Raw genomic sequence first — 21274 nt, 5'->3', positions numbered from 1 at the left:
TGAAGAGGGAGGAGGATATCATGTACTACGCATATGCATTCAATCGCGAGGGCGAGATCGTCGGCCAGGCTGAAGGGCAGAATGGCGGCAAGATCGTCATGTCCCTGTTCCGCACGCTCAGGAACGACGCCACGAAGCGCACGGGCTGGATCTACGACCTCACAGAGGTCGACGAGGCCACCGAGCACACGCTCGACGTCTACATCAGCGCACGTCCCTACGATGGCGATTTAGCCGCGTGGCTGTCGGAAGATACGGATCTCCTTGGGCCAGTCCTGCTTAAGCCAGCGGAACACTGCATGGCTTGGCAGCGCCATCTTCGTCGGTGTGAGAGCGAGTTTTGGAGAAGCGCGTTCACGGACGACGAGATCTTTGAAGCCCAGCTTAACACCCAATGCGAACACGTCACGCTTTGAGCCGCCTGATGAGGCCGCCGTGGCTGGCGGCGAAACCCCCAGTAGGAGGGGGTCGCGGTAGCCAAATCCGCTTACAGATAAAGATGGAGCGCAGATATGAGTGCAAGGATGGAAGCAGCATTGGCCGAGCTGAAGGCCGCGATCGAAGAAGAAGGGCACGCACCTACTGGAGCACTGCTCGGCATTATAACGGATGCCTACGGTACGCATGCGCTCGGATGGGTCGGGCCGGAAGACGTGATCGAAGCCATCCAGTACGAGGATGGACTTAACTGGGACTGTCCTGAGTGGTCTGCCTGGGCGAAGGAGACGGCTAAAGAAATCGCGGCGGATGTCGCATGGCGGTACGAAGTGGACTGGTCCGAACTCAACCGCGAGATCGTTTCACGCTTTGATGATGCCGCCATAGAAAAGGGAATGCCGTCCATCGAATCCGCCTGATGATGCCGCCGTGGCTGGCGGCGAAACCCCCAGTAGGAGGGGGTCGCGGTAGCCGAGCTATCCAAACGAGGAGGATTACTATGTATCAGCTTACTGTTGGCGACATTCACGCCACCATACATTCCGGACGTTCTGTCGCCACGGATTTCATGATCGACATCGAGACACTCGGAACACGCGCGGGATGCGCGATCCTGTCTATCGGTGCCGTCTCTTTCGACCCGCGGGCGCCGTTCTCGCTCGAACATCAGGAGATGTCGCTTGAAACTCAGTTCTTCGCTCGCATCGACCTTCAGACCTGCGTCGATCGTGGCCTGTTCGTCGATCCGAAGACGGAAGCATGGTGGCAGCAGCAGTCGGATGAAGCGAGAGCGGAAGCATTCGGCGGTAAAGCGGATCTGCGTGATGCACTCACTGCCCTTTCGAGCTGGATGTCTACGGCGGCTCCCGGTGACGAGTGCGGTACGACGAGCGCGCGAGTGTGGTCGCACGGCATGGACTTCGACCAGCCGATCCTGAATCACGCGTACGCCGCATGCGGACTGCAGAAGCCGTGGGCATACAACGCGGGTCGCGATACTCGAACCGTGCTCGATCTCGGCGGCGTGCAGCACAAAGGTGTCCTGCATCGCGCCGTCGATGACTGCCTCGCTCAGATCTCTGCCGTTCGCCGCGCGTTCGACAACCTTGGCCTTTCCGAAATGAAGAAGGTGGCCGCGTGATGGATACTAGGTCAGATGAACTTTACGACGACATCGCGGTTCGCGTCCGCGATGTCGTCAGGACGCTGAGGCGCTGCGGTATCAGCCACGCGGTGACCGCTTCGGCTATCGGTGTCTCGGAGCGAACGCTCAAAGCGTACTGGTCGCGCGGCCAGAACCGTCGCCACATCGGCCCGGATCGTCTCACGAAGCTGAACCGAATGGCCGACGAAGCGATCCGTCGGCACGCCGCGCTCGTCGAAGGACTCGCAGCATGAGAACGACGTCGAAAGATCGGCAGCAGCGATACGAATCCGCCCGGCCTCAGACCTCCGCCAACACCCGCCAGCCCCAATGGGTTCGCTGGCGGTGGGATGAACAACGCGGCGAACTCGTCCGCGACGAGAGACAGTTCCTGAAGGGTCTTGGCCCTGACTGGAGCCGCCCCGGTTCCGTCGAGGAACACATCCAAAGGGAACTCGCCGGACAGAGGCAGCTCCTTTAACACAAGGCCGGGATCATCTCCCGGCCTTGTCGTTTACGGCTTCCAACCACACATCGCGGCACCGGTCCGGTTATGCTCGAGCAGCTGCCGGGCCGTTCCGTCTGACATCGTCTCGACATCGGCCGCGGTCGGCCGGATCGGGCGATTGACGGCGCACCAGTCAGCGGTCGTCGCGCACCCAGTCACGAAGCTCGCGACGAACATCAGCATCAGGCATCTGCGAAACCCCATCTCGAATCCTTTCCCGTTCGCGCACGGCGTCCATCTGCTTCGCTACCTGCTTGGCACGTTCGGCAGCCTGACCGTCGGCGTAGATTTTCCAGTAGACTGCGATGGCGACCGCGGCGAACGACGTCCACTTCATGACGGTCTTCCCGATCGACGACGTGAACCAGATGAGGAGCGTGATCATTCGGAACCCTTCTTCGTTGACAGCTGTCCTGACTTCCTCTTCTCGTAGATCGACCAAGCGATACCCGCCACCGTGACAACGACACCCGCGAGCTGGGTGGTGAAGTCGGCGACCGCGGTGTCGGTCATGTTCTCGAAGAGGATGCCCGTGCCGACCGCGGTTAGCGAGTGACGGATGATGATAGCGAGGATCGTGACGAGAGGTCCGTAAAGTGCGTTCATTCGGATGCTCCTTCCGCGAGTGAGGCGTAAGCAGCCGCCCTCTCGCGGTGGATCCGGCTGCGGTGAATGAGATAGACCGCCAGTCCAGCGAGTGCGGCAGCGGCGACTGCCATCAGGATTAGCTGGGTGTCTGAAAGATTCGAGACCGCGGTGGATGCAGCGGATCCCGTTGCGGCCGTGCCGGTCGCCTTCGCGACACCATTCGTCACTGCACTGTCTTCAGATGCTCGGCGAGACTCCAAGGACAGCGCAATCGGTAGAGATGCCTTAGAGATGCCGCGGGCTTGCATGGCCATCGAAACGCCCTCGGCCTCGACACGGGCGACGCGCGACGTCCACCCTTTACCAAAAGTGCTGAAGGTTCCGAGGCCGCGCAGGAACGACAGTCTCTTCGAGCAGATGGCCTTCACGGTCTTGATCGCGTCGGCCTTCGCGGCGGCAGCTACGGTACCGTCGCCGACTTTTCCATCGGAAGTGACACCCAGTGACGACTGGAGCCACTTCGCGCCCCGGCTGACACCGCTGTTTACAGCCGCGTCGAAGGTGGCGTAGTCCACTCCGGCCGGGAGATCGTCGTAGCGGATGGGGTCGGCGTAGAGCGTGCGGTAGATGTCGGCGACTTCCGCGTCCGTGATCAGGCGGATGTCGCGTTTGGCAACGTGCTTCTTCGTCCGGTAGGCATCGTAAGTGGCCTGTGTGACACCGCGGTTGGTGCCCTTTCCGGGATCCTTGGGGTGGTTGACGTAGCCTCCTTCGGAGACGGAGAGACAGCTCATAGCGCGGGGAAAAGTAGATTTCACGGGGTGACCTCAATGTTGACACGGAGGCCGACGGCTTCTGTGAGAGCGGAGAGCATTCGAAAACCAAGCATGTCGCCGCGTTGGAGCTTGGCGATGTGGCCGGATCGGATTGATGGGTATCGGCGGCTGATCTCGGCGGCAGTCAGGCCGCGCTGCTCGATGCGGTCGAGGATCGCCGCGGCCATAGCGTCCTCGATTTCGGACGCTGTCACGCATTTGTACGGTTCGGGGATGTAGGTGGCTGCCATTCATGAACTCCGAAAAGCGTTCATGAAATGTAATAACATAACGTTGCAAATCTCCAGCCGCCGGCAGCGCTGAAAGAAACAAGAAGGGCGGCTAATGCCGCCCTGTCTTCGTGATCACGCCCGGTACTTGTCGCCGACCAGCAGCCCCAGCTGCCTATTTCCGTCCGCATGTCCGAGACACCATGCTCCAACCCACGACGTCGGGCCGGTGGCGTAGTCGGCCGAGTGGATGAGATTGCCCATGCTCACGCAGTCATCGACCCATGCGATCGTGTGGTCATGCGCTTTCGAGATCTTGAGACCAAGTTTCGCCAGCCCCGCTGTCGATCCACGCGAGCCGTTCGGCCCCTTGTCGCCGTGAAATTCATACCTCACGCCGTAGACGTCGAGCGGCGTGTCGGCATTCACGATCTCGAACGCTGCGTTCGAATTCGCGCGTCTCAGCAGCCACTCGAAGACGTCGAACTTTTCACCCTTGTCGATAGCTTCGCGCCACTCGAAGTTGGCCAAGTGCCAGATCTTCTGGTTCTCAACCGCGATCTCGGTCGACGGCCGCTGGAGCCACCGAGCGACGAAGTCATCGTGATTGGAGTAGGTGACGTAGGTCTTGCAGAAGGGGCGCGACGTCTCGATCAGGAAGTCGGCTGCTTGCTTCAGCTCTTCCTCGAGATGCTGATCCTGCCGTGCATGGCGCTTGTAGACGAGGATTGGCGTTTTGTCCTCGTGGTGATTGATTGCCTTCCCGTCGAGAAGGTCGTTGAAAGCCTGACCCTTAGGCTTCGCGAGGTCGATCAGGGGGATGTCGTTCTCAGGGTTTCCGCCGTAACCCCAGTAGGCACGGGCGTAGGGGGCGTGGATGTCTTTCCGGTGTGTGCAAGGAATACCGAGGAAGGGGCGATCCACTTGTCCTTCGGATATCTCGATCACTTCGTCGACGGTGTAGACGTTTCCGGCGCTGACGAAGAGGTCGAGGTCGAAGAAGTTACCTGTCTCTGGATCCGCATCAATGTTTCGGATGAAGACCCTATCCTGGTCGTCGATCTCGACAATCAGGAAACCGATCGTGTGCCTCTGGAGGGCTTTCAATCCGGCTTCGCGGAGTACGTAGTTCGGCACCGTGCATGCGCCAGTTGTCCAGAGCGTCACTGGGTCTGAGGTCTGCGGCCGCGGAACCGACTGAACGGCGCGGCGGGGATGCGCGAAGATGCTGGTCTTGCCACGGACGTAGCTGTTCAGGCCTGTGAGAGGATTCGCCTTCGTCGGGCTCATGTTCATCTCGAAGCACGCCTGGACGTCTTTCGCAAGATGGCGGCGGCTGCGCGTCACGATATCAGTCAGCAGAGATGACCAGTCGGCGACCTCGACGAGATCTTTCTTCTTTCCGCTCGCGAACAGCCCTTTGCCGTAGGTGAAAACTCCGGCTTCGATGTAGTCGTAGCCGCGGGCGCTTGCCAACGCACACATGTTAATCAGGAGAGGCCCGTGCGCGGGGGTCTTGTCCTGCATGCCAGTGAGCAAATACCCGGTCTTCAGTGTGCTGCGAGGCTTCGGAACGTCGGGGGAGATGCAAATTTCCTCGAGTGTCTTCGCTCCGTGCCACCCCTCCGGCCACATCACGCCGGGATCGAGCTTCACGCCTACCAGCACCTGTTCGCCTTCTTCGTCGGTCTCGTAGACCTCCTGCGGATCTGCGCATTCGCGGATCCAGCCGTCGCCGATCCAGTTGGAGTACGGCACCGTCAGCTCGGCGGTCGCGATGCGCTCTTTGATATCGTCCTTTTCGGAGGGGGATGCGACCGTGTCGGTGTCGCTGGAGATGAAAGAGGCTTCTTCGATGAGCCTTCTAATGCGCTTGACGCGATCTTTTGAGATGGACAGTTTCTCGGCGATCGCGCGATGGCCAAGGCCTTGCTCAAGGAGTTCTTTGACTGCGGAATAGTCTTCAACGAGCGGTCTGCCGGACGTCGCGAGCTTCGCATTTCGGATGATTTTCTGCATGTACGCTTCCCTAAAAAACCCCAAGTTTAGTCTTGGGTAATTCAAGGATTGCTGTCGGCGGAGCCGGGCGCAAGTCGCTAAGTCTCTGTTTGTAAACGGCTATTGCCAATTTCGTTGACAAACACAGAGTGTGTCCGCAGTTCGGACGCATCAAATTCCGAAGAATTTTTTCATGAGGGGGTCGAGAAACTGACTTGCCACCCACGAGATGCCGCCGGCGACGGCGGCGATTCCCGCGAGATAGGATTTTGTCGCCCGGCGCTGGGACTTGATTTCGGCGACGTCGGACTTGACCGCAGCGATATCGGTCTTCATTCCGTCGATCTCGGTTTTCATCGTCGTCTGCGCGGCAAAAAATGCATCCAATTTCGCTTCAAGACGAGCCTGCCCTTCGACCAATTTCAGGAACTGATCGCTGGAGGGAAAGATGGAATGATCGGGCATACGGATACTCGTGCGCTGGAGGTGTCAACAACACGAGCAGACATGACGACGGTGCAAGATTCGAGTGCGAGATCTAACTTTAGATGTTCATGAAAAGCATCAAATTAGTGTCGAAGAAAGACATCTAATTAGTGTCATGCTGACCCCGCCGGAGGCGTATACGAGACGTCCGTCTGCACCACGCACGACGTCGCGTCGACCGCCGCCTCGCTGCCGATCACCAGCCCGTTTTCGCTGTCCACGTCCCAACGCGCCATCACGTCGACCGATACCAATGTCGGGGCCTGCTGACTTCCGATAATAGATTTCTGGACGAATGCCGTGAGCGCGGTCTGGATTTTTCTCGACATCATGCACCTCCCATGTCCGGACGCAGGTTGATCTGCCGCGGCAGCGCGAGCGGCTCGCACGTGACCGACATCCTGCGCGTCAGGATGTCCTCTTCACGAAGCGGCGTGAATGCGATTTTGAGCCTCGTCGGCATCGAGCCGATTACGGCGATGGGATCCGGCTGACCGCTCGCGGCGAGCAGCTGCTCCGACCAGACGTTCTCGAATGCGTAGACGCGCGGGGCGGCGACGGACAGCGCGGCTGCGTTCACGGGAGTGCGGACACCAGCGTAGCTCGTGGAGTAGACGACAGACCCGGTCTGCGACTGTCCGGCACCGGGCGTGGGTACCGCCGCGTTCGTGCCGGGGATCGACGCGAGCGTGACGCGTGCACTGCGCTTACCGCCTTCTTCGATGAGCAGTTCCAGACCGACGACCTTGCCGACCAGCTCACCACCCGGCAGACGGCGGTGCGCGATCCTGACACTGTCAGCACAGGTCATCTCGCGACCCAGCAGCCACGGAATGTCGAACGTGACCTCCCCGCACTGGCTGCGCTCGAGGTTCGTGCGGGCGAGGCGCAGGATCGCGTGCCGGACAGACCGGATGCCGCGTGCAGAATCGAAGTAGCGCGACGACGCGGAGTCGCGCATCGGCGCTCGCTTCTCACGGATCTGCCAGAGCTGCACGTCCGTAGCTGGATCGCGCGGTGTGAAATTCTCGGTCGCGGTGTGCGCCACAAGGCATGTCCACGCCTTTCCGTTCGCGAGGACTTCGTCTCCGATAGCGTAGGTCTTTGGCTCGAGCGTGGTCTCGTCTTCGTAGATCCACTCGGCTGTCGAGCTGTCGATGTTGAGCGAAGACAGGTTAAGCGTTTCCACAACCTCGACTTCGTCGTCCTCTGCAGGCAGGTCTTGAAGACCAGACGGCATCGAGATCGTCAGGATCTCCTGCCTTTGCTGCTGATAGTCGTATGCCGCGCGGAGGGTGAAGTCGATGAGTTTCGGACGCACCTGCAGCTTTCCGCCGCTCGCGGCGCCGAATTTCGACCCGGACACCGTCAGCCAACTCGAGCTGCCGTCGCTTACGGAATTGATCTTGGCCTCATCAAGCGTCCAGCCTGTGTTCGCACCGATAGCCGTGCCGGGCTTGGGGAACGAATTGAGGAAGTCCTCAAAGGTGAACGTCTCCACGCTGTCGTTGTTGGCGACGCTCTGCTTGCCTTTCGCGACCTGCGTCCACGCCGCGGTCACGCGTACCTTGCTGATCGGCCGCGGCGGCTGGCTGATGCTCAGCGACGGCGGCTCGCCGATGCCCTCATAGCCTACGTCATGCGTGATCGCGCTGTCGACGAGATGCGTACGGCTGACCGTGAGCGTGCGGCGATCCCAGTGCCAGACCTCGGGCCGTGCGGAAAGAGCGGTTTCGGGGTCGTCTTCCGCTCCGGCACCGTAGAAAACGGGATCGTAGTATTCGGCATCGAGACGGTCGGCGAGCGGAGAGTCGGGATCGTAATCGACGGCTTCGCCGGTCCGCAGGAAGTTGGCGGCGGCTTTGAGGATATCGTCGGCGTTCGGCGGCAAGCATCGGAAGGTCAGCTCGATCGTGCTTCCGGCCATGCCTGTCGGCAGCGGAACGAGACGGCCACGGGCGAGCAGGATCGGCTGCGTGTCTTCGGCCCGCTTCTCCCATAGGATCGCATATCTGTTGGCCGTCGGCATCCACCCGGAGACACCAGGGTTCTCTACGGTGACTTTGAAATAGGGTTCGATGCGCTTGCCGACGCGGCTCTCATAGATGCCGCCGGAGAGCACGAAGAAGGCACTATCGGCAGCCGCCGCTGGATCAAAAGCTGCGTCGTAGGTCGGGATGAACTGGAGTCCGAGCATCAGTAGAGCCCCCCCAGTTCTTCAGTCGATAGCTGCCACTGGCTGTCCGCGGTGGCTTCTTGGTACGTCTCGCTCCATGGCTCGGTCACCATCACGGTGTATTCGAGCCGTGCGTAGACCCGCACAGGAACGATGGCGGGAGCCGACAGGGTGACAGTTTTGCCGGAGACCGTATGACCGACGTCGTCGAAAGCCATGGTCAGTGCTCGGGCTTCGTGGACATTGCGCGGAAACACGGCGGTCGTGCCGCCGACCGGGATGATCACACAGACTTCGTTCGGCGGCACCAGGCTGAAGACGGTACCAGGCCACATGTTCGCGAGCGCGGGTGGCCTGAAGTCCGCGTTGCTGTTGATCTTGATCGCGAAGAGCCGGAACTCCTCCTCGGCCAAGTTCTTCGCGACACCGTTCCAGTTGCGGATGATGTTTGCTGACTGCGCGATCGGCGACATCTCGACAGACAGCTCGAAGCCCGTTTGCCATCCGATGCCGAGATCGGGAGCGAGGATTTTCGTGGGTGCTTCGTACGTCATCACGGATTCCTGTTCAATTGATCAAGCGCACGTGCGACGTCAGGGCCGCCGGTAGCCGTGGCCTTCGTGCCGTTGATGTTGATGTCGTAGCGGATGGTCGCCTGCGGCTTCTGTGTCTGAGCCGCTTGCTGCGGATAGTACTTGCGGTAGTACGCCTCGTCGTCCTTCCGATACTTTTCGATCATCGCAGCTTTTTCTTCGTCGGATTCCGGCTGATAGTTTTCATCCCATCCGAGGAAACGATTGATAGCGCGGCGGCCGCTTGTGTATCTCTGCTCGGGCGTGAGCTGGTGAATCTGGATGCCTTGTGCTTTCCGAATTTTCTGCTGGTATTCGAGCCATCTCCCCGAGCGGTCGTTAAGAGCCTTGTCGGCCGCCTCGTTCCCCTGCGCCGCGATCAGCTGTGCCTGCGCCTTGAAGAGTTCGTCGTAGGCTTTCTGTGTGTTTTCGTACATGTACTCTGCGGCTTTCTGCCCAGCCTCGAATGCGGCTGCGAGCGTCACGCCAAGCAGTGCGGCTCCTTTGATCACCGTGGAAATTACCGTTCCAACACGGATCAGGGACGCCGCCAGACCGGAGGCGGTCGCAGCGGCACCAGCTGCGGCTCCTCCGGCAGCTCCTGCGGCCTCAGCGGCTCCGGCAGCGGCAGCACCAGCAGCTCCTGCGGCACCGCCTCCAAGGGAGAAGACCTTCGTCAGAGTACCGAACAGGCCGCCGGCAGCCGTCGTCAGGAGCTTGAAAACGCCAAGCATGCGAGCCATGCCGACCGCCATCCCGAGGGTCATGATGTCCACGCCCCATTTGGAAAGGATGGGATCGAGCATCTCGCTGATGATCTTGAGGCCCGACTTCACGAGTTCGAACGCTTTGCTGAAATGCTCTGCGAACGCCACGACTCCATCGCGCAGCTTGTTGAGCCACGGATAGTCCGTGTCGCGTCCGGCCGCGAGGGCGGAGATCTGCTTGACGACGTCGACCACGACGGATCGGACGACGAGGAACCCGTCGCGGATCGCGTTGATCCAGCCGTAGTCGCTATCCTTGCCGTCGGACAGCAGCTGGTACTGTTTCTGCACGTCCTCCCAGAGCGCGACGAGGTAGTCCCGCGCGGCGATTGCCTTGTGGATGAACTTGTCGAACCACTTCGTCTTGATCTCGGACAGGTCGCCGTTGAAGGCGGCGTAGACATCCTTCACGAGCTGCTCGGTCGCGAGGTAGACTTCCGAAACGTACCTTGCGATCGCGTCACGATTTCTCATCAGGAAGTCGGCGAGCTGGTCGGAAGATCGCGTCATGTCGGGCCATAGCGTGCGCGAGACCGTGAGCTTCACGCCGTCGAACGCCAGCTTGAGCCGTTGGATAGAGAGCGTGTACTGCTCGGCAGCCTTGATGTCTTCGGGCGACGCGATGGCACCGGATTCACGGAGTGCCGCACGGTATTTCTCGATCGCTTCGCGGCCACCGTTGAGCAGCGGAATCATTTTCGGGCCCGCGTCCTCGCCGAACAACTTGGCCGCGATACGTGCCTTCTGGCTCTCGTTCTGAACGCGTTTGAAAGCGTCGGAGATCGCGAGCAGAGATTCGATGCCTCCCTTCGACGCGGCCTCCTGATCCAGGCCGAAGCTCTGCAGCTCGAAGAAAGCCTGCCCCTGCGGCGACTGGCTGGCCACGATCTGCTTCCGCGCTTCCTGAAGGTCGTAGATCTCCTGCGCCAGCTTCTGATCCTGCACACGCTTCACGAGCTCAGAGGCGCGGTTGGACACGCCACCAGAGGCTTCGATCCGGTTGGCATTCGCTTCGATCTGTGCAAGTCGCGCGTCGATAGCTGAGATCGACTTCATGCGCTCGGCTGAAATGTCGTCCCTCATGCCGTTGTACGTGGCCCAGAAAGCAGCGCCGTCTCCGGCATCTCTCGCGAGCGTGAGATCTGCGGCCTTGCGGCTGAGGAAGCGTTGAAAGTTCTTGTCGGCCGCGGCGATGTTCTCCTTGAGCGTCAGGAATTCGCTAGACAGCGTGGAGATCTGCGTGACGAGTTCGTCGCGGTCGGTGCCCATCTGGTCCGCAGCAAAGCCAAGGACGGAGACATCTTCGGTGCTGCCGCCGATGCGCTGCGCGTCGAGGCTGAGACCCTTGAGAGCACTGGCGGTCTCTTTTGCGGTGCTAAGAGCGGCTGCCGACATAGCCGAAAATTTCGCTGTCAGGCCGCCGACGGCAACGCTCGCGCCGAGTGCGCCGAGCCGAATTCCGTGGAATGCCGTCTTGCCGCCGACGGTGGCGGCAGTCTTCCCGACTGACTTCAACTTGTTTTCGACGGCGTCGAGCGAGCGCTTCATGGGATCGAAGACGGGTCGCGTCTTCTTCTTCACTTCCTCGAAGCTGGAGTTCAGTCTCTGGGCAAAGCCGCGCAGGCCCGCGGCGGCTTCCTTAATGCCGCCGAGCGTAAACCGGGTTTTGATTTCTGCCTGCACGCCTGCCATCACATCACTCCAGTGTCTTCCACGCTTTCTCGTCACCGCTCATTCCGACAGCGACGGCTCGCGCCGTGCTGAAAGTGGCGAGCTTCTCGCGCTCCGCGATCACCCTTGTCCGCCACACCAACTCGGTCGGGGTGAAGTCCATGCCGCTCCTCCCGGTGACGACCTCGTATTCCAGGGCCAGCTTCACCAGCGCCGCGAGGTTGCCGTCAACTGCGAGGCCGTCGGCACAGTGCGTCACGCGGCCTCGGTCTCCGGAGCCGCTTTGAACAGCCCGAGAGCCTCCAGACGCGCCACGAGCTTGAGAAAAAAAACGGACGGGTCCTCGTCGCGGAAAGTCATGCGAACAGCGAACTTCATCAGATCGAGGACGACGTCGTCCGGTGCGGTCAGAAGCCACGCATAAAATTCAGTGTCGTCTTCGGCATCCGCAGAGCACGCGATCACGGCAGCAACGGCGGCATCACCCGCTTCGACGATCGTCTGCATCAGGCCCTTCTCGCCGCCGTCGAAAATGGCCAGCAGCTGCGGGAAGCGTCGGCAAAGACGGAGCATCTGAAACACAGTGATGGCCCGCATTGGGACGATGATCTGCTCACCTTCATGGTCGAAGATGAAATCTTCGTACTGGTGGCCGGCGGCGGCCATCAGTGCCTTCACGCCGGAAAACGGTGCGGTTTTGTTAGGGGTAGCCATTCATTTCCTCCTTGGATGGCGTGGGTGGGAGGAGCCGGAGAGATCCGGCTCCGAAAGATGGGTTAGGCGGACAGTTCGGTGACGCAGCCAAAGCGGAAGCGGGCGTCGCGGGACAGGTCGGCGTAGACGCGGCCAGTGAGCTGAACCTCGGTGTAGTCGTCACCACCCTGCAGCGCGACTTCGCCAGACGGCGTGAGCTTGACGTCCCAGAATTCGATGTGCATCGGCACTCCGATTTCGTTCGAACCGAAAAGGTCGAGCTTTCCGCGGAGGCCGTTGCCAGCCATCAGGCCGAACTGCTGCTTCCCGGATGTCACGGTGATCGCGGCACCGGAGACGTCGAGTTCGCCGCCGGTGGCGACGGTGTCTCCGATCCACTCGATGTGGCCGGTCTCCGAGATCACGCGGAAGTGCGTGCCTTCAACGAAAGTGACGGCGTCGCCTTCGAAGCTGGTGACAGTGATGTCCTTGAGACCAGTGGCGTAGACGCGGCCCTTCACGAGCTTCGCGAAGGTCACGGTCTTCGTGGTAGCGGACTGGGTCAGATACTGCTCGGGGTCGTCCATGAAGAGCGCGGCCCGGACGAGCGACGTGATCGACTTGAGCGTGAGGTTGAGCGTGGCGTCCTTCTGAATGACATCGGTGCGTGCCAGCGTCTTCTCCGGCGTTTCCTTCGTGTAGCGCTCGATCTCGGTCAGGTTCGGCGTATAGCCGAGCGCTTCGATGTCGCCCAGGTTGATGCCGCCTTCTTCGCCGTGCGGGGTGAACACGCCCTGGAGCGACCATTTGGCATAGTTGTCATTCGTAAGTCCGCGAAGTTTGTTCGCCATTTGTTCTCTCCAAAATTACTGGTGTTGGTTGACGGAAGGCTGACCTTCCGGGGTTGTGACTGTGCCTCGGAAGACGACCTTGGCGACGGCAAAGCCGTACTCCTCTACGGTTGCGGGATCCGGCCACTCGGTTGCCACGTACGACCAGTCGAGCACTTTACCGAATGTCATTGTGGTCGGATCTGACAGGGCAATTTCAACCTTCGCCGCGAGAGCGTCGAGCGTCTCATCCAGCCTCTCCGGGTCGTCGATCGATCCGATGGATACGGTGACCGTCAGGCTGCGCTGCAGCGGGCGGCTGCCGGGCGGGTTGCGGCCGACAGGTGTTCCGGCATCAGAAACAGATACGAAGGCGACCGGGTAATGGTCATCCTGAAAGCCGCGCAGGATGCGCAGCGCGGGCTCAACCAGACCAAAACCACCGACATCGCGCAGTCTCTCGACTACGGCGTTGCGAACGGTTGTCCGGATGTGGCTCATGATTTCTTCCTGTAAAGCGAGATCTCGCACATACCGTACCCATCGACGCTGCAAGATTCGATCTCGTACTCCGTGCTGTCGACGACGAGCTGGTCGCGGCCGTTGTCCTTGAAAAGCGAGTCCAGGTTCGCAGCGCGGGAAGGTTCCAGAGCAAGTGCGTCGGCTACCGCGCAGCGTGCACGGATGCCGCCCATCGTCGTCTCGAGTCCGTCGGAACTGACAGTCAGAGTTGCGGCATTGAACAGCACTTTCAGCTCATCCGAAGCCGTCGTCCCGTCGTCCCGGTGCCGGATCCAGATAGCAGGAGACGGCACCGCGAACGTGCGGGTCAGGATGCGCGGGATGGGCTGGAAAACGCGGGCTAGGGTCATCTGACAAGCCACTCCTCTACGGCTTCGCTCACATCAACGAGCTTGATCCAGCGCGATCCGGTCGGCTGGCCCTTGTGGATGCGCAGCCGACCGGTAAGGCCGACAGGCGACCATTCGCGACGGTTCTCGCGCGGCACGTATTCGCTAGCGGGATCGTAGGCAGGGTTCAGGATCGAGTTGCCATCGGCACCCTTGACTTCACGACCGAAGTCGTCGCGGAGGTACTTGCCCTGCCACGAATTCCACGCTGCGTTGCCAAGGACGGAGGGAGATGCCGAGATGACACCGACAGCATCTTCGCCGGGCAAAGCGAGACGGATCTTCTCACCGACAAGGACGACGCTGCGGCCGACGCGGTCTTCGGCATCCGGATTGCCGTCAGCCCACTCGAACAGCTCGGCATAGTCCGCGCCATTGGCATTCCATGCGAGATCGGCGTAGCCGTTGCCGTCCCCGCGCAAATTAAACTCGGTGTCCATCGTGGCACCAGCGTTTGAACGTGCGACGAAGAACGCGTAGGCACTGTTCGCCGCACGGTTGACCTCGATCTGGTGTACGAGACCGGAGTAGTCGCTGGCGGTAGCTTTCGCGTAGAAGCCTGGCACTGCCGACTCCGTGATGTGAGCATGCAGCTTGGCAACGGCATCGGCAGCACCGACAGAGAAGCCGACGCCGTTGAGGCGGTATTCCATCGTCGCCGAACCGTTGACATATTCGAACCCGAACTTGCCGTCGGTTCTGCCGAACAGCCGCATGAACTGCGAGACCGCAGGCTGCTCGATCTTGATGACCGTATTTTTGTAGCCGCCGCCGTTCAGCGCCTGCGTCGTGAAGACGGTCGAGAAATCCGTTTGGAAGCGGACGGTGCGGTAGTCACCGGGCGCGATGGTGATCGGGAAGTTCGTGCCAATACCAGTCGCGACAGATGCGAGTCGGTACTCTCCGGCCTTCTTCGAGATGAGGCAGAAGCGCTGCTCGTAGCTGCCGTTCTTGTGCTGCAGGGCGAGTGATGCCGTGTCCTCACCCATGATGTTCTCCGGCTCGCCGGAAGGACACAGCGCCAGTCTGTTGGCGCGGTTCGCGACATTCGGATAAGACGCGATCGAGCCTTCGTCATAGTGAGAATAGAAGCCCTCATGGCGGTAGCGCACACCAGTCTTGCCGCCGATGACGATACCGCCACCGTTGCTGATGTAGTTGCCGTTGCCGTCGTCGGACATGCGCCCGGCATAGATGTAGTGGCCTTCGATGTTGCCCGCGGCGTCGTACTTGACGGTGGAGGGATCAGCACTGCCAGCGGGGCCTTGGATACCCTGCGGCCCTTGCGGACCTTGAGGGCCGACAGGGCCAGGAACTCCCTGCGGCCCCTGAGGGCCTACTGGTCCCTGAATGCCCTGAGGCCCTTGCGGGCCAGTAGGACCCGCCGGGCCTTCGAGAGACGCAAGCCACTCCTCGACAGTGCCCGAGAACCCGTTCTGGACGGCCACCTGATATGCCGACAGTCCTGGCGCTCCCTGACCGCCGGGACCGTAGCCGCTGCCGCCGATGATGAGGCTCGGATTAAGCATTCGACGACTCCTGCGCGGCGAGTGCCGCATTCACGTAGGTTCCATGTTCCGGCGACCAGACGAACTCGTTCTGCTGAACATCCGGGTCGTGTCCTGTAAGCGCGGGTGCTCTCGGGTCGACGAATGCGTCATGCGCAGGATCGTAGACCCACCCGATGCCGACCCGCACCAGTTCCGGCGTCTGAGGAATGCAGGCGTAGCCTGGAATGCTGACACTTCCGACGATGATGTTTTCGACCACGCCGTCCGGATCAATGAGAAAATGCGTATCGCTCATGCCACCCACTCCCTGATGATGAACTGAATCTTGATGGCTCCAGCGCCACCCTTACTGGCGTTGAAGGAGGTTGGGTCGTTGAACGAAGCTCCACCGCCGCCACCGGGGAATCCGCCATTGCCGCCATAGCTGCCACCTCCGGCTCCGCCGCCGCCGCCACCCCATGAGTCGAAGTACAGCGCGTTGTGGTTGGCAGCGGTCTTGGTTGCTTCGTTGGCGCTTGGGTAGCCTCCCGCAGTCAGGTCGGAGATGGATCCGCGCGATCCGACACCCCCGTATCCACGAGTTGTTGCAGATGGTCCGCCGCCGCCTGGACCGAACCATGCACTCTGCCTGTCGAGGGCTGTAAACGAGGCTGGTACGTACGCGTGCATACGGTATGTCGTCGGATCCATGCCGCGGCTAAGGCAGTACTCGTGTGAGCCTGCCTGCGTCGCTGTATCCGCTCCGCCGGCAGAGCCTGAAAGGGCGAAAGTCCAATAAGGTGCACCAAGGTCCGATCCAACTGTCCCGAACTGGGTCGAGCCACCTGCACCGCCTGCTACACCGCCTGCTCCAACGGTGTAGGAGATATCGGTGTCCGGAAAATCGGACAACATGCATTCCCGCACTTGAAGAGACCCCGGAAACCCTCCATACGCGTTTCTCGATCCGTACGCGCCACCTCCACCACCACCACAGCAGGCAATCCGCAGCTTGATGTTTTCGGCGAACACCTTAGTCGGGTCGACGACGTTGAAAGACGACTTGACGAGAGCCAGAAGCGTCGCCTTGTTCGTGGTGCCAGAGGTCGTGAACATGACATGGTTCGCACCCGTAGACGTGTTCTTGAGGACGCGCTCCCTGATCTTCACGGTCGATGTTGCCGGATTGAAATCGACACCAGCCGGGCCTTGTGGTCCAGTCGCCCCTGCAGCACCTGCAGGCCCTTGCTCCCCCGTGTCACCCTTCGCGCCCTTAAGACTGGCGATCCACGCGGCTTCAGTGCCGACGAACCCACCGTCGACAGCCGACTGGTAGGCGGACTTTCCGGCAGCACCGTTCGACCCGGCCGGGCCTGTCGCTCCGGCCGGGCCTTGAATGCCCTGAGGACCCTGCGGCCCCTGGACTCCGGCATCTCCCTTTGCGCCCTTCAGGCTCGCAAGCCAAGCGCTCTCGGTGCCGACGAAGCCATTGTCGACGGCATGCTGGTACGCAGATTTGCCGGGATTTCCTTGTGCACCCTGCGCACCTGCGGGACCGGTGGCACCCTGAGGTCCAGCAACGCCCTGAATGCCCTGCGGCCCCTGTGGACCCGCAGGGCCAGTTGCGCCAACCGGGCCCTGCGGACCCTGTTCGCCTGTGTCTCCCTTTGCGCCCTTCAGGCTCGCAAGCCAAGCGCTCTCGGTGCCGACGAATCCATTGTCGATGGCATGCTGATACGCAGATTTTCCGGCAGCACCTGCGGCTCCGGTGTCGCCTTTCGCCCCAGCGGGGCCGGTGGCACCAGCAGGGCCGATATCTCCCTTGTCGCCCTTCAGTCCCTGAGGCCCCTGAGGACCGGTGGCACCCGGAGGACCGACGAGCGAAGCCAGCCACTCCTCAAGAGTGCCGACGAAACCATCGAGTACGGCAAGCTGGTATGCGCTCTTGCCGGGAGGCCCGGCTTCACCCGAACCTGTCCCGCCGCTACCTCCGCCAATGATGAGAGACGGGCCGAGCATCTCAGTTCTCCATGATCTTGACGGTCGTCAGCTCGTCGACGGCGCGGAAACGCAGCGTGCGGCTGCCGCCGGGTACGTTGAATGGATGGTCTCCGGGGCGGAGATGCCAGCTCTTGGAGGTCGTGAAAGCATCGCCGCGGTAGACGAGCACGCCGGATCCTTCGGTGCCAACCGAGATCATGATGAGCGTGGTGTCCTCCGCTAGATCGTGCAGCGTATCCGAAGAAAGAGAGGCGACGGAGTGCGTGGAAACTTTTGCGCTATCGAGCGTGAGAGCCTGGAAGGCGTCGCCCACGGTGCTGACAGCGGTGTCAATGGTATTGGTCATGGGAGCGCTCCGAGATGGAAGGAATAGGGGAGCCAGCGGGAGGAGAAGGAGGCAAACCTCCCGCTGGCTATGCTCTCCTCGGTTACGAGAAGAGGATGCGGACGATGGCGCGGGGCTTCTCGGCGTAGGCGATGAAGTTCGTCTCGGCGGCGAGTTCGACACCCTTGCCGAACGGCATCGGTTCGGACATCGCGTAGTACGGAAGACCGATGGTGTTCGCGGCTTCCATGGTGTCGGCCGGAGCGTAGTTGACCTTCAGGAGGCCGTTTGCGTCGGGGATCATGTAGCCTTCATCGTCCGGAATGGTCGTCAGGCCGTTGCCGAGGTCGGTGATGTCGACGCTCTTGATCTCGATGTTGTCGGCGATCATGAAGCCCTTGCGGTTGTCGGCACGGAGGAAGGCACCGTCCTGCCAACGATCGTAGGCCTCCTTCAGGGAGACATGCGACACGAAGGCGTCGAAAACACCAGCCGGAAGAGCGACGGTGAACTTGCTGAAAGTGTAACCGCCGAGTTCCTTCTCAGCCTGGCGCTTCGCTTTGATCATCTCGTCGCGAAGGTTGAGGTTCGGGTTCGTGAGATCGATCGAGATCTCGTTGCGGGCAACTCCGAATTCGGAGTGCCAGTCGTAGAGAACCGAGCCATCAGCATCGTAGAGAACGCCTGCGATGGCACCCCACTTGCCCATGTTGATCGTGTTGTTCAGGTCGGCGAGCATGTCGCCGCGCTTCTCGGCCAGCTTGGCCTCGACCGTTTCCATCTGGTTGTCGCTGCCGAAGGCGCGAACGCCCTGGATCTCGGAAGCGAGGATCTGGTCATAGGTCGGATAGTGCGGCACGGTGAAAGCGCGTGCGCGGCGCTGCTTGGAGGAGATGCCACGGCCGACGGAGCCGCGTGGAGCGGACTTCACGATGCCGATACGGCCATCCTTCTCTTCGACGGTCACGGTCAGCGTGTTCACGCCGGACTCAGCGAAAGTCGCGAAGCCGTCAACCGAAGTCGGCTGCGGGGGCACCATGTTGATGGCGGCAGTCAGCGAAGTGAAGCTGAAGATGTCGCTCTTGAAGACGTTTGCGAGGCTCATTTTTGAACTCCTGTTCGTGTTTTGTTCTCGCAACGCTTAGACGGCGTGGCGGATCTTGATCTTGGACTTGGCGAGAAGCGGCTTCACTTCCGCGACGGTGAGACCGGCACCGAGCACCAGTTCCGAATCCTTGACCGCGGCAACGTCGGCGAGGACGGCAGCGTCAAAGGCAGAAGTGCCGGAGCATGCGCGGAGGACGACCGCATAGGTCGCGTCGCCGTCTACGTCCGCATCGACAAGGGTCTGCGTGGCAAGGACGTAGTTGCCGCCTTCGTCGGACATCACGACGGATCCGGGTGCGTAGCTGCCAGCTGCCAGCTTGACGGTTTCACGGCTCAGGCCGTGTTCGAGCTGTCCGACGATGAAGCCTTCGTCAGCCTTGCCCTGGGTGAGTACAGTAGCCATGTGATTTCTCCTGGGTTTGAGCGCCGCTTAGCGCTTGTTTCTGGCCGCGTAGACGGCGGATGGGTTGAAGGCTTCGACTGCCGACCGAACCGGGGTCTTGACGACGACGGGATCGGAAGCCGCCGGGGCGCCGCGCTCGGCGATGGACTTCGAGACGGCTGCGCGGATCTGAGCTGGCTTGGCACCCAGTGCTCGGAGATCGCTGACGAGACCGTCGAGGCCGTAGCCCTTGGCGATGCTGCGGACGTTTTCGACGTCTTTCTTCTCTTCGTCGGTCATCTCGGCATCGTCGGCACGCTCGCCCTCTGCGGCGGTGTCTTCCGGCTTCGGCTTCTGCTCGTCTTCTGCAGCGGCAGCGGTGTCTTCCTCGGTACGCTTGCCTCGCAGAGCCTTGACGCGCTCAACCAGCTCTTCTGCAGTGCCGTCGGCGCCGACTGCTTCTTCAGCGGCTTCGAGGGCGGCGTCGGCAGCGGCTGCCGCCTCTTCTGCAGCGGCGATGATTTCTTCGATGTCCATGGGTTTCTCCTCACTGGGGGCTGCCGCTTCAGGAGCAGCTCGGGAGCCAAGGCTCCGGATGAAAGCGTTGGGATCGGCGGCGACGGGAACTGCGGAGGCTTCGGTAAGCGTCCAGCGCTTCACCAACAGGAGCGGCATGCCGCCGTCGGGCTGCTCGACAAGTTCGGTGTCCTTGTCGTCGTAGAAGTACCCGGCGGAGATCTGACCGTAGAAACCGTCGACGATGTCCGGCAGCAGGTCGGCACGCTTTCGGGTCAGCGTCACGCGGCCGACAATGGCAGTGCCTTCGACACGGATGTCGTCCACTTTGCCGAGAATCTTGTCGATGCTCGTATACGTGTCGTGACAGTCGACAAACGGCATGCGCGGAGCACGGCTCAGGTCGATGCCTGCCGCTACCAGAACCTCGCCGACTTCGATGTACGTGCCGGAGAAGGGGTCGGAAGAACGCGGAACACGGGGATCCGGAATGCAGCGCACAACGGGTGTCTCGGTCGTGATCACGATGTCAAAACTGCGCGTGGCTTCGTCGACGGAGGTCGGCGCACCCGCAAACGCGCGGACGTGGCCAGGTGCGGTGGCACGCTGGTCAGTCTTCTGCGATGTCGTGGCGGATCGTGGCATACGTCGTCTCGTTTTGGATGCTGAGACGAGCCTGCGGCAGGTGTCTGCAAGATTCGAGACGACACCCGGAAAAAGAAGAAGCCCCCGGTGTGGGGGCTTCTTGGGAGGCTTAGCCGTGCACGGCGGCAGCGATTTTAAAGAACTGGTCAGCCCATTCGCGGGTCTCCAAGAAGTCCGCGATGTGAAAAAGAGACGACCGCTCGCGAACGTCGTGCCTGTACACGACATCGCTGATCTCGTCGGCGCGCTGCTGGTGGCAGACGGTCATCTCGACCCACAACATGCCCTCGCTCGCTTCACGCGCGGAGACGAAGATGGACAACTGCCCCGTGCAGATCCGCTCTCCTTCAGCGACATCGCGGTCAAGAAGGAAATCGCTCAGGCAGAGCGAGAGCTTGCGCAGGACGTCATCGTCGACCTTCCCGATCAGGACGTGGACACCGACGAACGGCTTGGACTTAGAGTGCATAGCCATTACGCGGCCTCCTTCTTGGCGGTCATGTTGTAGAAGTCCGCGAGCATGCCGCCGTAGTGCAGCAGCGCCATGTTTTCGCAGATGCTCGTCCAGCGCTCGCCCTGCAGGAGGACAACGATATCGACCAAGTCTCCGTCGAAAGCGGTGCCGCGGACGAGATCCATAACGTCGAACCGGACTGCGGCGCGGTGCAAGACGACCCCCTGACGTCCGAGATCTCCGGGCGCTTCTTCGAAGTGAACCTCCGGAAAACTCGGGCTGGTGTCCGACCAGTCGATCACCAGCGCCGCCTGCTTGGCGTAGTCGAACAGGGGTCCGTCGCCGCCATCGTCGACGAGTTCCTGGAGGTACTGAATGAGATCGGCGGTGCTCGCTTTGACGGCATCCGAAAGAGACTGAGCGTGGCTGATGGTGTCGAGGACAGGCAGGTAGTCGAGAGGGATCAAAGCCATTTTAACTCCGTACTTGGCGTTGATGACGGCCGACGATGACGCGTGAAATCGTGC

The 21274-nt window shown here is 61.2% G+C and carries 28 protein-coding genes; 4 read left to right on the top strand and 24 right to left on the bottom strand.

All coding sequences use genetic code 11. The annotated features are described in order from the left end of the window. The first annotated feature begins 20 nt into the window (after nt 1-20). From GGR23_RS06255 to GGR23_RS06240, 4 genes are all read left to right on the top strand, one after another. Nucleotides 21-416 carry a hypothetical protein gene (locus tag GGR23_RS06255; RefSeq protein ID WP_183365310.1) on the top strand — a complete coding sequence of 132 codons (396 nt, stop codon included), beginning with the start codon at nt 21-23 and terminating at the stop codon, nt 414-416. 108 nt (nt 417-524) lie between these two features. Continuing rightward, a complete protein-coding gene (locus tag GGR23_RS06250) occupies nt 525-857 on the top strand; it encodes a hypothetical protein (protein WP_183365309.1) in 333 nt (110 codons plus the stop codon). Nucleotides 858-937: 80 nt separating this feature from the next. Continuing rightward, complete coding sequence (locus GGR23_RS06245) at nt 938-1579, top strand: 3'-5' exonuclease (RefSeq protein WP_183365308.1); 642 nt, start codon at nt 938-940, stop codon at nt 1577-1579. Further along, on the top strand, nt 1579-1836 hold the full coding sequence (locus GGR23_RS06240; protein WP_183365307.1) for a hypothetical protein: 258 nt from the start codon (nt 1579-1581) through the stop codon (nt 1834-1836). The genes GGR23_RS06245 and GGR23_RS06240 overlap by 1 nt, the downstream gene beginning before the upstream one ends. Before the next feature lie 387 nt (nt 1837-2223). Here GGR23_RS06240 and GGR23_RS06235 read toward each other — a convergent pair whose 3' ends face one another. From GGR23_RS06235 to GGR23_RS06120, 24 genes are all read right to left on the bottom strand, one after another. Beyond that, nucleotides 2224-2475, bottom strand: a complete 252-nt coding sequence (locus tag GGR23_RS06235) for a hypothetical protein (RefSeq protein WP_183365306.1) — start codon at nt 2473-2475, stop codon at nt 2224-2226. Then, nucleotides 2472-2696 (bottom strand): Pam3-gp28 family putative phage holin, encoded by a 225-nt coding sequence (locus tag GGR23_RS06230; RefSeq protein WP_183365305.1) that lies wholly within the window; start codon nt 2694-2696, stop codon nt 2472-2474. The genes GGR23_RS06235 and GGR23_RS06230 overlap by 4 nt, the downstream gene beginning before the upstream one ends. Further along, nucleotides 2693-3496 carry a glycoside hydrolase family 108 protein gene (locus GGR23_RS06225; protein ID WP_183365304.1) on the bottom strand — a complete coding sequence of 268 codons (804 nt, stop codon included), beginning with the start codon at nt 3494-3496 and terminating at the stop codon, nt 2693-2695. Before GGR23_RS06225 ends, GGR23_RS06230 begins: the two co-directional genes overlap by 4 nt. After that, nucleotides 3493-3744: a hypothetical protein gene (locus tag GGR23_RS06220; protein WP_183365303.1), complete on the bottom strand. Its 252-nt coding sequence runs from the start codon at nt 3742-3744 to the stop codon at nt 3493-3495. Before GGR23_RS06220 ends, GGR23_RS06225 begins: the two co-directional genes overlap by 4 nt. A 114-nt stretch (nt 3745-3858) precedes the next feature. Then, the gene (locus GGR23_RS06215) at nt 3859-5742 is read right to left on the bottom strand and encodes a hypothetical protein (RefSeq protein ID WP_183365302.1); all 1884 of its coding nucleotides are present in this window, start codon (nt 5740-5742) and stop codon (nt 3859-3861) included. A gap of 150 nt (nt 5743-5892) precedes the next feature. Then, entirely contained in the window at nt 5893-6186 is a 294-nt protein-coding gene (locus GGR23_RS06210) for a hypothetical protein (RefSeq protein ID WP_183365301.1), read from the bottom strand. 134 nt (nt 6187-6320) lie between these two features. Continuing rightward, nucleotides 6321-6536 (bottom strand): hypothetical protein, encoded by a 216-nt coding sequence (locus GGR23_RS06205; protein WP_183365300.1) that lies wholly within the window; start codon nt 6534-6536, stop codon nt 6321-6323. Beyond that, entirely contained in the window at nt 6536-8404 is a 1869-nt protein-coding gene (locus tag GGR23_RS06200; protein WP_183365299.1) for a carbohydrate-binding protein, read from the bottom strand. The genes GGR23_RS06205 and GGR23_RS06200 overlap by 1 nt, the downstream gene beginning before the upstream one ends. Next, a complete protein-coding gene (locus GGR23_RS06195) occupies nt 8404-8937 on the bottom strand; it encodes a hypothetical protein (RefSeq protein WP_183365298.1) in 534 nt (177 codons plus the stop codon). Before GGR23_RS06195 ends, GGR23_RS06200 begins: the two co-directional genes overlap by 1 nt. Beyond that, the gene (locus GGR23_RS06190; protein ID WP_183365297.1) at nt 8937-11414 is read right to left on the bottom strand and encodes a phage tail tape measure protein; all 2478 of its coding nucleotides are present in this window, start codon (nt 11412-11414) and stop codon (nt 8937-8939) included. The genes GGR23_RS06195 and GGR23_RS06190 overlap by 1 nt, the downstream gene beginning before the upstream one ends. 4 nt (nt 11415-11418) lie before the next feature. Continuing rightward, a complete protein-coding gene (locus GGR23_RS06185) occupies nt 11419-11652 on the bottom strand; it encodes a hypothetical protein (protein ID WP_183365296.1) in 234 nt (77 codons plus the stop codon). Continuing rightward, on the bottom strand, nt 11649-12107 hold the full coding sequence (locus GGR23_RS06180) for a hypothetical protein (protein ID WP_183365295.1): 459 nt from the start codon (nt 12105-12107) through the stop codon (nt 11649-11651). Before GGR23_RS06180 ends, GGR23_RS06185 begins: the two co-directional genes overlap by 4 nt. Before the next feature lie 62 nt (nt 12108-12169). Continuing rightward, nucleotides 12170-12937, bottom strand: coding sequence for a phage tail tube protein (locus GGR23_RS06175; protein WP_183365294.1), 768 nt, complete (start codon nt 12935-12937; stop codon nt 12170-12172). A gap of 15 nt (nt 12938-12952) precedes the next feature. Beyond that, the gene (locus GGR23_RS06170; RefSeq protein WP_183365293.1) at nt 12953-13417 is read right to left on the bottom strand and encodes a hypothetical protein; all 465 of its coding nucleotides are present in this window, start codon (nt 13415-13417) and stop codon (nt 12953-12955) included. Further along, complete coding sequence (locus GGR23_RS06165) at nt 13414-13788, bottom strand: hypothetical protein (RefSeq protein ID WP_183365292.1); 375 nt, start codon at nt 13786-13788, stop codon at nt 13414-13416. The genes GGR23_RS06170 and GGR23_RS06165 overlap by 4 nt, the downstream gene beginning before the upstream one ends. Further along, the gene (locus tag GGR23_RS23405) at nt 13785-15356 is read right to left on the bottom strand and encodes a peptidase G2 autoproteolytic cleavage domain-containing protein (RefSeq protein ID WP_210296882.1); all 1572 of its coding nucleotides are present in this window, start codon (nt 15354-15356) and stop codon (nt 13785-13787) included. The genes GGR23_RS06165 and GGR23_RS23405 overlap by 4 nt, the downstream gene beginning before the upstream one ends. After that, on the bottom strand, nt 15349-15633 hold the full coding sequence (locus GGR23_RS06155) for a hypothetical protein (protein WP_183365290.1): 285 nt from the start codon (nt 15631-15633) through the stop codon (nt 15349-15351). The genes GGR23_RS23405 and GGR23_RS06155 overlap by 8 nt, the downstream gene beginning before the upstream one ends. Further along, on the bottom strand, nt 15630-17336 hold the full coding sequence (locus tag GGR23_RS06150; RefSeq protein ID WP_183365289.1) for a glycine-rich domain-containing protein: 1707 nt from the start codon (nt 17334-17336) through the stop codon (nt 15630-15632). Before GGR23_RS06150 ends, GGR23_RS06155 begins: the two co-directional genes overlap by 4 nt. Before the next feature lies 1 nt (nt 17337). Then, entirely contained in the window at nt 17338-17664 is a 327-nt protein-coding gene (locus tag GGR23_RS06145; protein ID WP_183365288.1) for a type 2 periplasmic-binding domain-containing protein, read from the bottom strand. Nucleotides 17665-17746: 82 nt separating this feature from the next. Beyond that, nucleotides 17747-18748, bottom strand: coding sequence for a major capsid protein (locus GGR23_RS06140; protein ID WP_183365287.1), 1002 nt, complete (start codon nt 18746-18748; stop codon nt 17747-17749). A gap of 36 nt (nt 18749-18784) precedes the next feature. Then, nucleotides 18785-19153, bottom strand: a complete 369-nt coding sequence (locus tag GGR23_RS06135; RefSeq protein WP_183365286.1) for a head decoration protein — start codon at nt 19151-19153, stop codon at nt 18785-18787. A 27-nt stretch (nt 19154-19180) separates the two neighbouring features. Continuing rightward, on the bottom strand, nt 19181-20293 hold the full coding sequence (locus GGR23_RS06130; RefSeq protein WP_183365285.1) for a hypothetical protein: 1113 nt from the start codon (nt 20291-20293) through the stop codon (nt 19181-19183). A 109-nt stretch (nt 20294-20402) separates the two neighbouring features. Continuing rightward, nucleotides 20403-20768, bottom strand: a complete 366-nt coding sequence (locus tag GGR23_RS06125; RefSeq protein WP_183365284.1) for a hypothetical protein — start codon at nt 20766-20768, stop codon at nt 20403-20405. Next, nucleotides 20768-21220, bottom strand: coding sequence for a hypothetical protein (locus GGR23_RS06120; RefSeq protein ID WP_183365283.1), 453 nt, complete (start codon nt 21218-21220; stop codon nt 20768-20770). The genes GGR23_RS06125 and GGR23_RS06120 overlap by 1 nt, the downstream gene beginning before the upstream one ends. Between the last annotated feature and the right edge of the window lie 54 nt (nt 21221-21274).

It is taken from the genome of Gellertiella hungarica (genome assembly GCF_014197145.1).
GTDB classification, from domain to species: Bacteria; Pseudomonadota; Alphaproteobacteria; order Rhizobiales; family Rhizobiaceae; genus Gellertiella; species Gellertiella hungarica.
The sequence above is the reverse complement of the archived record's forward strand: the minus strand, read 5'-3'. Positions and strand labels throughout refer to the sequence as shown.